Origin of the sequence: Nonomuraea sp. CA-218870, assembly GCF_050936535.1 — a bacterium.
Lineage (GTDB): Bacteria > Actinomycetota > Actinomycetes > Streptosporangiales > Streptosporangiaceae > Nonomuraea > Nonomuraea corallina.
Genome location: NZ_JBNJMN010000001.1, coordinates 4284706 through 4300595 on the forward strand (window position 1 = coordinate 4284706; position 15890 = coordinate 4300595).

9 protein-coding genes are annotated in these 15890 nt (G+C 74.0%); 2 read left to right on the top strand and 7 right to left on the bottom strand.

Annotated elements, in window-relative coordinates; translation table 11 throughout:
* Positions 1-53: 53 nt before the first annotated feature.
* The 4 genes from ACQEUU_RS20785 to ACQEUU_RS20800 form a co-directional block, all read right to left on the bottom strand.
* Entirely contained in the window at positions 54-917 is an 864-nt protein-coding gene (locus ACQEUU_RS20785) for an SGNH/GDSL hydrolase family protein (protein ID WP_433068283.1), read from the bottom strand.
* Between the two features lie 30 nt (positions 918-947).
* The gene (locus ACQEUU_RS20790) at positions 948-1709 is read right to left on the bottom strand and encodes a hypothetical protein (protein ID WP_433068285.1); all 762 of its coding nucleotides are present in this window, start codon (positions 1707-1709) and stop codon (positions 948-950) included.
* 102 nt (positions 1710-1811) lie between these two features.
* Positions 1812-3128 carry a response regulator transcription factor gene (locus ACQEUU_RS20795; RefSeq protein ID WP_433068287.1) on the bottom strand — a complete coding sequence of 439 codons (1317 nt, stop codon included), beginning with the start codon at positions 3126-3128 and terminating at the stop codon, positions 1812-1814.
* A gap of 120 nt (positions 3129-3248) precedes the next feature.
* A complete protein-coding gene (locus ACQEUU_RS20800) occupies positions 3249-3737 on the bottom strand; it encodes a hypothetical protein (protein ID WP_433068289.1) in 489 nt (162 codons plus the stop codon).
* Positions 3738-3941: 204 nt separating this feature from the next.
* On the opposite strand from ACQEUU_RS20800, the gene ACQEUU_RS20805 reads away from it, so the two are divergent.
* Complete coding sequence (locus ACQEUU_RS20805; RefSeq protein WP_433068290.1) at positions 3942-10244, top strand: amino acid adenylation domain-containing protein; 6303 nt, start codon at positions 3942-3944, stop codon at positions 10242-10244.
* On the top strand, positions 10235-13312 hold the full coding sequence (locus ACQEUU_RS20810) for a non-ribosomal peptide synthetase (RefSeq protein ID WP_433068292.1): 3078 nt from the start codon (positions 10235-10237) through the stop codon (positions 13310-13312). The genes ACQEUU_RS20805 and ACQEUU_RS20810 overlap by 10 nt, the downstream gene beginning before the upstream one ends.
* A 60-nt stretch (positions 13313-13372) precedes the next feature.
* Here the strand turns inward: ACQEUU_RS20810 and ACQEUU_RS20815 are convergent, their stop codons facing one another.
* From ACQEUU_RS20815 to ACQEUU_RS20825, 3 genes are all read right to left on the bottom strand, one after another.
* Complete coding sequence (locus tag ACQEUU_RS20815; protein WP_433068294.1) at positions 13373-13954, bottom strand: dihydrofolate reductase family protein; 582 nt, start codon at positions 13952-13954, stop codon at positions 13373-13375.
* Between the two features lie 70 nt (positions 13955-14024).
* Positions 14025-14858: a helix-turn-helix domain-containing protein gene (locus tag ACQEUU_RS20820; protein ID WP_433068296.1), complete on the bottom strand. Its 834-nt coding sequence runs from the start codon at positions 14856-14858 to the stop codon at positions 14025-14027.
* An 83-nt stretch (positions 14859-14941) separates the two neighbouring features.
* Positions 14942-15802 (bottom strand): TIGR03619 family F420-dependent LLM class oxidoreductase, encoded by an 861-nt coding sequence (locus tag ACQEUU_RS20825; protein WP_433068297.1) that lies wholly within the window; start codon positions 15800-15802, stop codon positions 14942-14944.
* Positions 15803-15890 lie beyond the last annotated feature (88 nt).

Genomic DNA, 15890 nt, shown 5'->3' on the forward strand with positions numbered 1-15890 from the left:
CCCCGCGACGTGGAATCGACGAGCGTGCCCCAGCTACCCTTCTCTGACCTGGGCTAACGGTCGGCCAGAGGCGGCCGTTCCCGCGCCGGAGGGCCGCCGCCGTCCGGCCGGGGGACGGGGCCGGGAGGAGGGCCTGGGGGAGCGGCCGGGCGGCTCCACGGGGTCAGGTCCGGGCGTTTGGCGGTGCGGCCGTCGCCCGAGGACCGGCCGCGCAGGCGGCGGCCGATCCAGGGGCCCGCGAACGAGGCGAGCCAGCGCAGCTCGGTCGTCGCCGCCCGCCACGCCGCCGCGGGGGGCACCGGCGGGAAGGGCAGCATCCACGTGTCGTCGCTGCCGGGCAGGCCGAGGGAGTGGGCCATGGCCGCGGCGATGCGGGCGTGGCCGGCGGGGCTCGCGTGCAGCCGGTCGGTGCCCCACATGCGCGTGTCGGTGACGAACTCCATCGCGAACGTGTCGACGACCGTGACGCCGTGGCGGGCCGCGGCGTCGCGGATGCGGGCGTTGAGGTCGAGCACTCTGGGGCGGAGCGGCCGGGTTATCGGCGCTATCTTCCCGATGTCGGGAAACGTCACCGTGACCACGTGGGCGCCGGACTCGGTCAGCGCGGCGTACATCTCCTCCAGCTCCCGCGCCACGGCGGCGGGCTCGCAGCCGGGGCGGATGAGGTCGTTCATGCCCGCCATGACCGTGGCCAGGTCGGGGCGCAGCGCCAGCGCGGGGGCCAGTTGCTCGGCGCGGATCTGGGCGGCGAGCCGGCCGCGGACCGCGAGGTTGGCGTACCGGAGTTCGGGGTTGGCGCGGGCCAGGTGCTCGGCGAGCCGGTCGGCCCAGCCGCGGTGGCCGGTGACGTCGTCGCCGTCGCCGAGGCCCTCGGTCTGGCTGTCGCCGAGCGCGACGTACCGCGCGTAGACGGTCATGGCTCTCCCCTCCGGCGCGTCACGGGACGACTATAAGCGCGTGGGGCCGCCCGCGGCTCGCCGAGGTCGCGCGGGCCGCCGGCCGAGCCCGGCGCGCAGCCCGTACCAGCCGATGGCGGCGGCGAGTGCGACCTGCAGCAGGTATGCGGCCATGGTGGCGCCGCGGCCGAGCAGGTCGGCCGGCAGCGCGGCGATGAGGAGGATGTAGACGATGCCCGTGAGCGACAGCGGGCGCGGCATCGTCCTGGACAGCAGCGTCCCGGCGAGCGCGAGGAGCACGCCGGCGGAGATGACGATCTGTGTGCCGACGATCGCCGGGATGAGCAGGCCGAGATGGGTGTTCAGCAGGGCGAACAGCTCCCGTCCCTCGGACTCGGGCAGGACCGCGGGGTCGGCCGCGTAGGCGAACGGCAACGCCTCCGCGGTGATCACGAGGGCGAAGAGCACCCCGCCGACGCCCGCCAGCAGGGCGCCGAGCAGGTTCAGCGGGCCGCCCCGGCCTCGGCCGAGCAGCACGAGGAAGATCGCCGTGGCCACCCAGGAGAGCGCGTACCCGGGGCCGCCGAGGTAGAGGTTCATCGGCCAGTAGGCGGCGCCGAGCGCCCGTATGTCGTCGTACCGGACGGTGCCGTCGAAGGGAGGCTCCCAGAACGCGAAGAACGTCCGTGCGGCGAGTGAGACCAGCAGCAGGACGAAGAGGGCGATGAGGGCGGCGCGCCACGGCGCTGTGGGAGCCGGGGCGGGCCCGGCGGACGGAGGCAGCCCGGCACCGGTGAGTTCGGATGCGGTCAAGGTCGTCTTCCTTTCGATCGGTGCGGCCGGTGTCGCGCCGATCGTCGCCAAGGGGGTGCGCGCGCCGCATCGGTGCCAGCACCTATCTTGGGTCCGGCCTGTTCACGGGGCCTTTCCGCGTGCCTTGCCGTCCAGCCACATCCGCGCGGCCCGTACCCGCCGGTTGGCGCCCGCCTCCTGCTGGAGCCCGAGTTTGACGAAGATCGCGCGCAGGTGGGCGTCGATCGTCCGTTCGGAGACGACGAGCTGGGCGGCGATCCCGGCGTTGCTGGCGCCTTCGGCGAGCGCGGCGAGGACCTCCGCCTCGCGGGGGGTCAGGACCGCGACCGGGTCCGCCCCTGAGTGCTCCGGGAGAGCGCCGGGCGGCGCCGGCCGGTCGTCCTGGACGGACAGGAGGCGGGCCAGCCGCGCGGTCCCGGTCCAGGCGCCGCCGACGACGGCGAGCGTCACGACCGCGATGAGGACGGCGACGGGGGTGGCGCCGAGCCGGACGCCGGGAGCGGCGATGAGCGTCCCGATGGCGGTCACGACGAGGAACGCGGCGGCGAGCCCGGTGCCGCGGATGACGATCAGCACCTGCCGGGGCCCGACCCCGCCCCGGGCGGCGAGCAGGGCGCAGGCCGTGCTGAACGCCGCGGCCGCGGCGAGCGCGACGAGGAACGCGGCCGAGCCCAGCGCGGGGGTCACGGCCCCGGGATCGCGGGCGAGGGCGAGCAGGAGGCAGAAGCAGACGGTGAGCGGGGCGCCGCTGGTCCCGGCCGCGGCGACGGCGATCCTGGCGCGGGCGGCCCCTGCGGAGCTCAGCGCGGCGCGCCAGAGCGTGACCGGCAGGAGCAGCAGGGCCGCGAAGCCGGCGAGCGTGGACAGGACGCCGATCGGTTCGAGCGCCGTGCGCCAGGACTCGGGGGCGATCGTCGGCAGGCCGGCGAACGGCTCGCCCGGCGTCGTCAGCAGGGCGTTCGCGCACGTCACCGCGGCGATCACCCAGATCACGGCCCGGTGCGTCCACGGCGTCCGCTCGCCTGCCCGGACGGCCGCCGACGCGAGCAGTTGCAGGAGCGCCAGCGGCGGGATCCACGCCGAGCTCCACAGCGTGACCGCGAGCGCGGAGCTCGGGTCCGCGCTTTCCACGGCCCACACCGCCCAGGCGGCCAGGAGGAGGTAGGCCAGCAGGGCGGCGCAGAGGTGGCCGGCGAGCGTGCCGGCCGCGCGGTCGCCCCGCTCGGTGAGCCGGGTGGCGGCGACAGCCGCACCCATGGCCGACGCCGCCAGCGCGAGCACGCCGACGGGGTCGGTGGGGAAGCCGTCGTGACCGGCCAGCCGGAGCGCGAGCAGCGCGGCCGCCGCGCCGGCCGCGCCGGCTCCGGCGATCAGGGGCAGGAGCCGGCCGGTCGCGGACGGCTCGTCGATGGCGGTCATGCGGGTCCCACTCCCAGGTCGTCGTCGCCGGATCCGGAGGACCGGATCCGGAGGACCGGATCCGGAAGAGCTGTCCCGCCCCATGGTGGTCCCGTCACGGCCCCGCTGTCTCGCCCGGCGCTACAGGCCGGTCATCACGAGGCTCATGTAGTACCAGTAGCCGGAGCCGAAGATGTGCTGCGGGATGACGGTGGTCTGCCCGGTCGCGAGCGCGGCGCAGGTGGAGCCGCGCGCGGTGACCGAGCCGAGCTCCTTGCCCTGGCCGACGGCAGGCGGGGTCACCTCGCGCAGGCTGAACAGCGCCGATCCGGTGGTGCCGATGGTGGTGACGGGGTTGGCGAAGTTGCCGGAGTAGGCGCGGTCACCGTTGTTCATGGCGACGTAGCGGTTGCCGCCGGGGTACATGAATCCGGCGAGGTTGATCCGGATCTCGTCGCCGTTGTTCTCGTCCACGTCGTAGGCGTCGACGTACTCCACCTCCACCCGGCACGTGCCGGCCGTGCTCGTCGCGGCGGCGGGTGAGACCGCGGGTGAGACCGCGGACACGGCCAGGGCGGAGGCCAGGGACGCCGTCAGGGTGAGCGCCCGGGTGAACTTGTCGGATCGCATCGCCGTTCTCCCTCTGTCGATCGGCGTCACCGAACGGAACGCCGTTACCTCAGGGTGTGACAGGCGACCTGGGCAGGTCAGTGGCCAAATGCACGCTTGATCCATGTCTTTTTGCGCGGTCGCACCCGCGCGCTTGACCTCACGGGCACGGGTGTGAGCAAATCCCGTTATTGTGACGTTCACTAAGGGAAAGTGAGGCGGTCGTTGGCGACCACGACGGAGCCGGCCTCAGGCGGAGCTCACCTTTCCGACACCAAACGAGCTCTGCTGGAGCAACGCCTGCGCCGCAGGTCGAACGGCAAGCCGACCGCGATCCCGCGCCGTCCCGCCGACGTGGACATCCCCCTGACCCACGCCCAGGAGGGGCTGTGGTTCATGGAGCAGTTCGCTCCCGGCACCGCCGCCTACACCATCCCCTTGGTGGTGCGCCTGCGCGGGGACCTCGACCCGGTACGGCTGCGCCGGGCCCTCGAAGCGGTCGTGGCCCGGCACGAGATCCTGCGTACCCGCTTCCCCGCCGACGCCGACGGCCGCCCGCGCGTCGAGGTGGACGACGCCGGGCAGGTGGAGCTGCGCAGCCTGAGCGCAGCGGACGAGGCGGCGGCGCGTGAGCTGCTGAGCGCCGAGCTGGCCCGGCCCTTCGACCTGGCCGCCGGGCCTCCCGTGCGGGCCCTGCTGGTGCGGCTGGCCGGCGACGACCACGTCCTGCTGGTGGCCCTGCACCACATCGCCGGCGACGGCTGGTCGCTGGAGATCCTGGCCGGGGAGCTGCGCGCCCTGTACGCGGGGGAGGAGCCGCCCGAGCTCGCCCTGCAGTACGGGGACTTCGCCGTGTGGCAGCGCGGCCGCCCGGCGGAGGAGGCGGATCTGGCCTACTGGCGTGAACGGCTGGCCGGGGTGCCGCCCGTCGAGCTGCCCCTGGACGGCAGGCGCGGCGCGGTGGCCACCTTCGAGGGCGGCTCCCACACCTTCCGGCTCGGCGCCGGCGAACTGGCGGCCGCCGACCGGCTGGCGCGCGAGCACGACGCGACGCTGTTCATGGTGGTCCTCGCCGTCTACCAGGTGCTGCTGGCCCGGCACAGCGGTCAGTCCGACTTCGCGATCGGCACGCCGGTGGGCGGACGCCCGCGCAGCGAGCTCGAACCGCTCATCGGCATGTTCGTCAACATGCTGGCCATGCGCGCCGACCTGGAGGGCGACCCCACCTTCGCCGAGCTGCTCGCCCGGGTCAGACGGAGCACGCTGGACGCCTTCGCGCACCAGCGGCTGCCCTTCGAGCAGCTCGTCGGCGAGCTCGGCCTGGCCCGGGACGTCTCGCGCACCGCGGTGTTCCAGGTGGCGCTCGCGCTGCGCAGCTACGACGAGGACGGCGCCGCCTGGCCGGGCCTGACGGTGGAGCCGTACCCGCTGACGGCCAGGGCCGCCCCGTTCGAGCTGGAGCTGTTCCTGACCGAGCGCGGCGGCGGGCTCGACGGGCTGTTCGTCTACAACCGCGACCTGCTGGCCGGCCAGACGGTCGAGGAGCTCGCCGCCCGGTTCGGGACGCTGCTGCGGGCCGCGCTCGCCGATCCGGACCGGCGGGTGTCGGACCTGGAGCTGATGACGGCCCCTGAGCGCGAGCGCGTGCTGGCCCTGGCGAGCGGGCCGGACGTGCCGTACCCGGCGGAGCGGACGCTGGGAGAGCTGTTCGAGGAGCAGGCCGCCCGCACCCCCGGCGCGGTCGCCCTGGAGTTCGGCGGGCAGCGGCTCAGCTACGCCGAGCTGGAGCGGCGCTCCGGCGAGCTGGCCCGGCGATTAGTCGACCTCGGCGCCCGGCCGGGCGTCAGGGTCGCCGTCGCGATGGAGCGCTCACTCGACCTGGTCGTGAGCCTGCTGGCGGTGGTCCGGGCCGGCGCCGCCTACGTGCCGCTCGACCCCGACTATCCGCGCGAACGCCTGGACTTCATGCTGCGGGACGCCCGGGCGGCGATCCTGCTGCCGCAGGAGACGGTACGCGAGCGGGAGGACCTGCCGGACACGCCGCTGACGTCCGCCTGTCCCGCCTACATGATCTACACCTCCGGCTCGACCGGCCGCCCCAAGGGCGTGCCGAACTCCCACGCCGCCATCGTCAACCGCCTGGACTGGATGCAGCGCCGCTTCGGCCTGACCGGCGCCGACGCGGTGATGCAGAAGACGCCCGCCGGGTTCGACGTGTCGGTGTGGGAGTTCTTCTGGCCGATCATCACCGGCGCCCGCCTGGTCGTCGCCGCGCCCGGCGGCCACCGCGACACCGCCTACCTGCGCGACCTGATCGTCTCCTCCGGCGTGACGACCATGCACTTCGTGCCGTCGATGCTCGCCGCCTTCCTGGAGGAGGAGGACGTCGAGCGCTGCGTGTCGCTCAAGAGGGTGATCTGCAGCGGCGAGGAGCTGCCGGTCGCCGTCGCCGCCCGGTTCTTCGAGCGGCTGCCGGAGGTGGAGCTGCACAACCTCTACGGGCCGACCGAGGCCGCCGTCGACGTGACGGCCTGGCGCTGCTCGCCCGGCGAGAGCCGGATACCGATCGGCCACCCGGTGCAGAACACCCGCATCCACGTGCTCGACGCGCGGCTGCGGCCGGTGCCGCCGGGCGTGACCGGCGAGCTGTACATCGGCGGCGTCCAGGTGGCCATCGGCTACCACGACCGGCCCGCCCTGACCGCCGAGCGTTTCCTGCCCGACCCGTACGGGGCCGCGGGCTCGCGGCTGTACCGCACCGGCGACCTGGCCAGGACGCACCGCGACGGCGCCGTGGAGTTCCTCGGCCGGGCCGACGACCAGATCAAGATCCGCGGGCAGCGGGTCGAGCCGGGCGAGGTCGAGGCCGTGCTCCGCGAGCAGCCGGGCGTGCGCGAGGCGCTGGTCGTGGCCGACGCCGACGGCCTGGTGGCCTACGTCGTCACCGACGCCGACCCGTCCGGGCTGCGCGCCCGGCTCAAGGAGCTCCTGCCCGACCACATGGTGCCCACCGCGTACGTGCGGATGGACGCGCTGCCGCTCAGCCCCAACGGCAAGGCCGACCGGTCCGCGCTGCCGGCCCCCACCCGGTCGAGCGGCGGCGGAGCCCTGCCGGCCAGCCCGGCCGAGATCGCCGTGGCCGGGATCTGGAGCGAGCTGCTGGGCGTTCCCGGCATCCGGGCCGACGACGACTTCTTCGACCTCGGCGGGCACTCGCTGGTCGCCATCCAGGTGGTGGCCCGGATCCGCAAGCTGCTGGCCCCGGCCGAAGGCCGCTCGGTAGGCGTCATGGACCTGTTCCAGCACCCCACCGTGCGGGGCCTGGCCCAGCTCATCGAAGGGCCGGCGCCGGCCGAGGACAGGCCGCGCGAGCTGCTGCACCGCCTCACCCGCTCGCGCCTCACCCCCGCCCTGACCCTGGTGTGCTTCCCGTACGGCGGCGGCAGCGCCCTGGTCTACCAGCCGCTGGCCGATGCGCTGCCCGAGGAGTGCGCGCTGTACTCCATGGCCTTCCCCGGCCACGACCCCGGCCGCCCCGACGAGCCGGTGATGCCGCTGGAGGAGGTCATCGAGCGGGCCGTGCAGGAGATCGTCGACGGCATCGACGGCCCCATCGCCCTGTACGGCCACTGCGGCATCGGCGGCGCCGTCACCGCCGAGGTCGCCCGGCGGCTGGAGGCGCGCGGGCGCGAACCGGTCGCCGTCTACATCGGGGCGATCTTCCCGTTCGCCCGCCCGGAAGGGCGGATCGCGGGGCCGCTGGGCAGGCTGCTGCGCACCGACCGGCTGCGGGGCGACCGCTCCTACGAGAACCGCATGAAGGCCATGGGCAACGACATCTCCGGCCTGGACGAGGAGCAGGTCAAGTTCATGGTCCGCAACCAGCGGCGGGACACGCTGATCGCGGAGGAGGCCTTCACCCGCATGCTGTCGGAGCGGGCCCGGCCGCTGCGCGCCCCGGTCATCGCCGTCGTGGGGGAGCAGGACCCGGCCACCGACTACTACCGTGAGCGCTACCGCGAGTGGCACTTCCTGTCCGGGACCACGGCGCTGGTCGTCCTCGACGAGGCCGGCCACTACTACCTCAAGTACCGCGCCGACGACCTGGCGCAGGTCCTCACCAACACGCACATCGCCCTGGAGTACGGCGCGGCCGGCGAGCTGAGCCGCCAGGCCCGCGGCCCCGCCGCCGGCTGGTGGGTGGAGGAGACCTCGACCCGGGGCGGGCAGGAGGATCCGCCGCCCCCCAAGCGGGCGCCCGAGCCCGGCATGCGCCGTTTCCTCGCCGTCTCGGCGTTCCAGCTCCTGTCCATGGTCGGCACCGCGGTCACCGACTTCGCCATCCCGATCTGGGTCTACACCACCACCGGCTCCCTGCTGAACTTCGCCCTGCTCGTCGCCCTGGCGATCATGCCGGGCGTGCTGGCCTCCCCGCTGATCGGCGCGCTCGTCGACCGGCACGGCAAGAGGGCCATGATGGCGCTGGGCAACTGCGCGGCCGGCGGCGTGCAGCTCGTGTTCGGCGTGCTGCTGTGGACCGGCGCCCTGGAAACCTGGCACATCTACCCGCTGGTCGCGCTGTTGTCGATCACGCTGGTCTTCCAGCGGCTGGCCTACACCGCGGCGCTGCCGCAACTGGTGCCCAAGCAGTATCTGGGGCACGCGGCCGGCGTGGTGCAACTGCTCGCCGGCACCTCCCAGTTCGTCGCCCCGCTGCTGGCCGTCGCGCTGCTGGCCGGGATCGGGCTCGGCGGCATCCTGGTGATCGACGTGATCAGCTTCGGCGTGGTGCTGGCCGGGCTGGCGCTCATCCGCTTCCCGGCGACGATGGCGCTGGAGCGGCGCGAGACGCTGGCCGCCGAGCTCGCCGGCGGGTTCCGCATGTCGCTGGGCAACCGCCACCTGCGGGCCGCGCTGCTCTACTTCGCGGTGCTGAACGTCATGCTGGCGGCGGTGCTGATGTCGATCTCGCCGCTGGTGCTGTCGTTCGCCGACCTGGACACCGCCGGCCGCATCTCGTTCGTCGGCGGCCTGGGCGCCACGCTCGGCGGCGTGATCGTCGCGCTGTGGGGCGGGCCTCGCCGCCGCCGGATGCGCGCCGTGCTGCTGGGCACCCTGCTGCTCAGCCTGTTCGCCGTCGTCACCGGGATGTACGCCTCGCCGCTGGTCGTGGGCCTGGGCGCGTTCGGGCTGTGGTGCAGCCTGTCGGTGGTCAACGGCGTCTTCATGACGATCATCCACGTGAAGGTGCCGCAGCGGTTCCACGGCCGGGTGATGGCGTTCAACCAGATGATCTCCTGGTCGACGCTGCCGGTCGGCATGGCCGTGGTCGCCCCGCTCGGCGAACGCCTGCTGGAGCCGCTGCTGCTGCCCGGCGGCGCGCTGGCCGACACCGTCGGCGCGGTGATCGGCGTGGGCCAGGGCCGCGGCATCGCGTTCATGTACGTGCTGCTGGGTCTCGGCATCGCCGTGCTCGCGCTGGTGGCCATGCGGATCCCGGTGCTGGCCGGGTTCGACGAGGCGGTGCCGGAGGCGGACCCCGACGACCTGGTCGGCGCGCGGGCGCTGCAGGAACGGGCGGGCAACGTCGTCAGCCTCGCCTGGAGCGCCCCGGCGTTCGCCAAGGCGCTCACCATGCCGCTCAGCGCGGCCAAGGCGGGCGAGCTGCTCGGGGAGCCGGTCGAGAAGGTGCTGCTGCGCACCGGCGGCGAGATCAGCGCCGTCTACGAGGTCAGGACCGCCGGCCGGGAGCTGATCGTCAAGCTGTACCCGGGGCTGTTCACCGAACGCATGCGCAAGGAGCGTCAGGTCTACGACCTGCTCGCGCGGACCGGCGCGGCGGCGCCCGCCGTGGTCCTGGCCGACGACTCCCGGCGTGACCTGCCCCAGGCGTACCTGGTCATGACCAAGGTGCCGGGCCGGCCGCTCTCCCAGGTCTCCGCCGGCCTGGACCGCGACACCGTCGAGCGGCTCTACCGCGACATGGGCCGCCTGCTGCGCACCGTGCACAGCGTCACGGCGCCCGCCTTCGGCCCGATCGACGGCGTGACGGAGCCCACCAACGACGCCTACGTCGGCGGCCAGTTCGAGCTGAAGGCCGCCCACTTCGCCGAGTTCGGCGGCGACCCCGGCCTGCACGCGGCGCTCCTGGCCCGCCTGGACGCCGACCGCCACCTGCTGGCCCGCTGCGACACGCCCGTGCTGCTGCACCACGACTTCCACGAACGCAACGTCATGGTCGACCGGCGCGCCGGCCGATGGGAGCTGACCGGCCTCATCGACGTCGAGAACGCGCTCGGCGGCGACCCGCTGATGGACCTGGCCCGCACCGACTACTTCGCCGTCCGCGACGACCCGCTGCGCCGCCGCGCCCTGTTCGAGGGGTACGGGGACCTGCCCGGCGACCGGGCCGAGCGGCTGGCGTTCTACCGGCTCTACCACGCCCTGGACCAGTGGCACTGGCTGGCCACGATCGGCGAGGTCAGCGCGCTGGAGCCGATCACCCGGGAGATACGCGCATGCCTGTGACCGAAGACGCCTTCGCCGCCTCGTACGCGCAGGAACGCGTCTGGTTCCTCACCACGCTGCTGCCCGGCGTGCCGCTCTACAACATCGCCGGCGTCTCCCGGCTGGAACGGCTCGGCGAGGTGGAGCCCGGCCTGGTCGAGCGGGCGCTGCGGGTGGTGGCCGAACGGCACGAGCCGCTGCGTACCCGGCTGGAGCCGCGCGGCGACGCGGTCATGCAGCTGATCGCCCCCGAGGCGTCGGTGCGGCTGGCCCACACCGACCTGTCCGGCCGCCCCGAGCAGGACCGCGCCGCGGACCTGGCCGCGCTGGCGGCGGCCGACGCCGCCGAGCTGTTCGCCCTCGGCGAGGCGCCGCTGTGGCGGGCCCGGCTGGTGCGGCTCGGCGGCGGGCAGTGGCGGCTGGTGCTCGTCGCCCACCACGCCGTCTTCGACGCCTGGTCGATGCGGATCTTCACCGAGGACCTCGCCGAGGCGTACCACGCGCTGCGGGAGAACCGGCCGCCCCGGTTCGGCGAGCTGGCCGTGCAGTACGCCGACTACGCCGTCTGGCAGCGCGGGCAGGGCTTCGAGGCGTCCCTGGACTACTGGCGCGAACGCCTGGCCGGGTCGGCGCCGCTGGAGCTGCCCACCGACCGGCCGCGGCCGGCCGAGTTCGGCTACGCGGGCGCCAACCACCCCTTCACCGTCCCGGCCGCGCTGACGGCGCGGGTGACCGAACTGGCCAGGCGCACCGGCAGCACCTCCTTCATGGTGCTGCTCACCGCGTTCGCCGCGCTGCTCGCCCGCTGGAGCGGGCAGAGCGACGTGGTGATCGGCTCGCCCGTCGCCGGCCGCGACCAGCCCGAGCTGAGCCCGCTCATCGGCATGTTCGTCAACACCCTGCCGCTGCGCGCCGACCTGAGCGGCGACCCGTCCTTCGCCGAGGCGCTGGAACGGGTCCGCACCACCGTCGTGGACGCGCTCGACCACCAGGACGTGCCGTTCGCCCGCATCGTCAGCGAGCTGAACCCGCCGCGCGACCCCTCCCGCACCCCGCTCTACCAGGTCGCCTTCAACCAGCTGCCGTACGACGTGCGCGGCCAGATCGGCACCGGCACCACCAAGACCGACCTCACGCTGGAGATCCAGAACGCCGACGGCGACCTGAGCGCCTGGCTGGAGTACGCCACCGACCTGTACGACCCCGCCACGATCGACCGGCTCGCCGAAGGGTTCCTCGCCCTGCTCGGCGCCGCCACCGCCGACCCCGCCGCGCCGCTGTCGCGGCTGCCGCTGATGCCCGCCGGAAGGCGGCAGGAGACGGTGACCTGCGGGCACGGGCCGCGGCTGCCGTACCCCGGCGTGCCGTTGCACGCGCTCGTGGCCCGGCACGCGGCGGCCCTGCCCGGCGCGGCCGCCGTCGTCGTCCCGCACGAGGGCCGCACGCTCACCTACGGCGAGCTCGATGAGCGGGCCGCGGCGCTGGCCCGGGTGCTCCTTGCGCGGGGCGTGGGGGTGGAGTCGCCGGTGGCGGTCTGCCTCCCGCCCGGCGGCGACCTGGTGATCGCGCTGCTCGCGGTGCTCAAGGCGGGCGCCTGCTACGTGCCGCTCGACCCGCGCTACCCCGTGGAACGGCTGCGCTTCATGCTGGCGGACTCGGGGGCCGCGCTCGCCCTGACCACGCCGGAACTGGCCGGACGGCTGCCCGGCGTGCCCGTGCTCACCGACCTGGCGCAGAGCCCGCCCAACGACCGGCCGCTGCCGGAGGTCTCACCCGGCCATCTGGCCTACGTCATCTACACCTCCGGCTCCACCGGCGTGCCCAAGGGCGTCATGGTGCCGCACCGGGGCGTGGTCAACCTGGTCACGAGCCTCGCCTTCACCGCGGCCGAACGGATGCTCCTGCTCACCCCGATGTCCTTCGACATCGCCGCGCTCGAACTGTTCGGGCCGCTGCTGTCGGGCGGCACGGTGGTCGTGGCGCCGCCCGACAGCAAGCTGGGCCCGGTCCTGGCCGAGGCGGACGTGCGCACCGTGCAGGCGCCGCCGTCCGTCCTGGAGGAGATCGTCGAAGAGCTGCCGGTCGGCCTGCCCCGGGTGCTGAGCGGCGGCGAACCGCTCGGCCCCGCCTTCGCCCGGCGGCTGCGCGAGGTCGCCGGCGAGGTGCACAACATGTACGGGCCGACGGAGACCACCATCTGGTCGCTCACCCACGTGACGCGACCCGGCGAGCAGAGCGTCCCCATCGGCCGCCCTGTCGCCAACACCACCGTCCACGTGCTGAGCGAGGCCATGGAGCCGGTGCCGCCCGGCGTGGTGGGAGAGCTCTGGCTCGGCGGCGACGGGCTGGCCCGCGGTTACCACGCTCGGCCGTCCCTGACCGCCGAGCGGTTCGTCCCCGACCCCTTCGGCCCGCCCGGCTCCCGCCTCTACCGGACCGGCGACCTGGTGCGGCGCCCGGCCGGCGGCGCCGTGGAGTTCGTCGGCCGGGTGGACGACCAGGTGAAGGTGCGCGGCGTCCGCGTGGAGCTCGGCGAGGTCGAGGCCGCGCTGACCGCCCACCCGGGGGTCAGCCGCGCCGTCGCCGCCGTCCGCGACGACGCGCCGGGCGGCCGCGCCCTGGTGGCGTACGTGGACGAGCACGCCCCCGTGGCCGACCTGCGGGCCTACCTGCAGGACCGGCTGCCCTCCACCATGATCCCCAGCCTGTACGTGGCCGTCGGCTCCTTCCCCAGGCTGCCCAACGGCAAGCTCGACCGCTCCGCCCTGCCCGCCCCCGTCCCCGCGCCCGCCGCCGAGGCCGCCCCGCCGCGGACGGCCGCCGAGGAACTGGTGCACGAGATCTGGAGCGAGGTGCTGCGCCGGGACGGGTTCGGCGTCGAGGAGGACTTCTTCGACCTGGGCGGGCACTCCATGCTCGGCACCCGGGTGGTCGCCCGGCTCTGCTCGGAGCTGGAGATCGAGCTGCCGCTCAACATCCTCTTCCTGACCCGTACCGTCCGCAGGCTGGCGGCGGCGGTGGAGGAGCGGCTGGCGGCCGAGATCGACGAGCTGTCGGACGAGGAGGCCGCGGCCCTGATGGAAGCCTGACACCGGGGAGCGCCGCGCTCAGGGCGGTGACGCCGTGCACGCCGTACGCGGCGCGGCGGATCACCGGCGTACCCGATAGAGCAGGTGAAGCACCCGGTCGCCCTGGATCACCACGTCGGGATCCTCCAGCAGGTGCTGCGCGGAGACCGACCCGAAATAGCGCTTGCCGGACCCCAACACGACGGGCACGACGTCCATGCGCACCTCGTCGACCAGCCCGGCGGCGAGCATCTGGCCGCCGACGTCGCCGGCGGCGACCTCGATCATGCGCTCACCCGCGAGCTCCCGCGCCCTGGCCACGGCCGCCTCGACGCCGCCGACAAAGTGGAACGGCGCCTCGGGGTCCCAGCCCTCGGGCGCCGGCCGGTGCGTCACGACGACCACGTGGTCGATGCCGCCCGGAGGCTTGCCGTCCCAGCCGTCCGTCAGGTCGAAGACATGGCGGCCGACGATCGTGACGCCGATCCGGTCCCAGTACGGCCGGGTGTAGTCGTAGGACGTCCGCGACACCTTCAGCTCGCCGCTGCCGTCCAACGGGACGTCACCGTTGGACAACCAGTCGAACAGCGGTCCGGGCTGGTCATTGTCGTCGGCGACGAAGCCGTCCACCGACGCCGTACCGTACATGACCACCTTGCTCACAGGGCTCTCCTCTGCTCGGGGGACGCCTCCGCAAACTAGCGTGTCGTGGGGTGCCGGCTCTTGTAAGAAATCAATCGGCCGGCAGCGGCCAGCCGTCCAGCGCGTGACCGGGATGCTCGCGCAGGAACCGCCGCCGGACCTCGACGTACCGGGTCGGCGTGAGCCCGGTGAACGCCCGGAACTCGTGTCCGAAGTGGGCCTGGTCGAAGTAGCCCGCGTCGCCGGCGAGCCCGCCCCAGTCGATCGGCCCGGCTGGGTCGATCGCGAACACCGTGGCGGCGAAGCGGTGGGCACGGGCCAGCCGCTTCGGCGTGACGCCGATGAGCTCCTTGAACCGCTGTGCCAGATGCGTGCTGCTGACACCGGCCGCCACGCTCAGGTCGCCGATCGCCACCGCCCCGCCGGCCGCCGCGATGACGCTGCACGTACGGCGGACCAGCCCCAGGCCGGCCGTCTCGCACAGCCGCCGCGCCAGCTCCTCCTCCAGCAGCGTCAGCATCTCGTGCGGCCCGCCCGCCGCGGCCAGCCGGTCGCGCAGCCCGGCGACGGCGGCACGGCCCCAGACCTGCTCCATCGTCACCGGCCGGTCACACAGCTCGGCGGCGGGCATCGGCAGGAACGGCGCCAGCCCCCACGGCTTGACGTGCACGCCGACCGACCGGGTCCACGGTGGGTAGCCGAAGTCCAGCGCGCGGGTGGGCATGGTGACCACGCAGCCGTCGGCGTACTCGGCAGTCTCGGTGCCGGCGCGGATGCGGAACGGCGCCCCGAGGTTGACGATGAGCAGCGCCGCCGGCATCGGCGGCAGCGTCAGCCGGGCGTACGGCGGGGCGCCCTCCAGGTAGTAAAGGTCGTCGATGAGCCCGTCCAGCGGCGGCCGCGGCACTCGGGACACGTACTGCACGCCCCCAGTATCGCCGACGCCCCACCGGCGAGGATGATCTTCCATCGGATGCCGGGGCAGGGGACCGGTGCGACTGCCGCGGGTCAGCGCTGGAGAAGCCTGAACCGCTCGGCGAACGCCGTCAGCTCCTCACGCTGCTCGTCCGGCTCGGTGGCGGCGGCGTTCACGACGAGGCGGGTCACCCCTTGCGCGGCGAACTCCTCGGCCCGTTCGAGCTGCATGTCGATCGACCCGAAGCGGGTGTACTCCAGCGCCTCGGGGTCACGCCCGGCCTCGGTGGCGCTGGCACGGGCGAGCTCCCACTGCGCGGCCCGCTCGTCGGGGTGCAGCGCGCCGCCGGGGAAGTATCCGTCACCGTGCCTGCCCGCCCGGCGCGCCGCCGCCCGGCTGGACCCTCCGACGTGGATCGGCAGCCCGGTAGCCCGGTGCGGTTTGGGGAAGCTGCACAGGGCGTCGAAGGCGAAGAACTCCCCGGAGTAGGAGACGCCGTCCTCGTCTCCCGCCCAGAGCAGCCGCAGCACCTCGATGGCCTCGTCGGCGCGGCGTCCGCGCGTGGCGTAGTCGACCCCCATGGCACGCGCCTCGCCCGGCAGCGCGCCGAGCCCGACGGTCAGCAGCCGCATCCGCCCTTTGGACAGCACGTCGACGGTGGCCAGCCGCTTGGCGAGGGCGACCGGATGGTGGTACGGCAGCAACAGCACACTGGTGCCGAGCAGGATCCGCTCCGTGGCGGCGGCGACGAAACTCAGGCAGTCGAGTGGATCGAGGTACGGCACCGACGGGGGCATCTCGTAAGGCCCCACCATGGCGCCCGGGTAGAGCACGAGGTGCTCGGGCAGGTGCAGCGACTCGAAGCCGCACTCCTCCGCGAGCCGGGCAAAGGCCACGAGCCTGTCAGGGTCGGTCCCGTAGTGGGGTGAACTGTAGCTGATCCCGAACTTCATCCGCAGATGCTAAAACCCTGCCGCTGATGTCAAGGCAACCCGCGAGTCCAGCCGAACCTCCCGGATGAGCGGACGGTCTCGGCGGCCG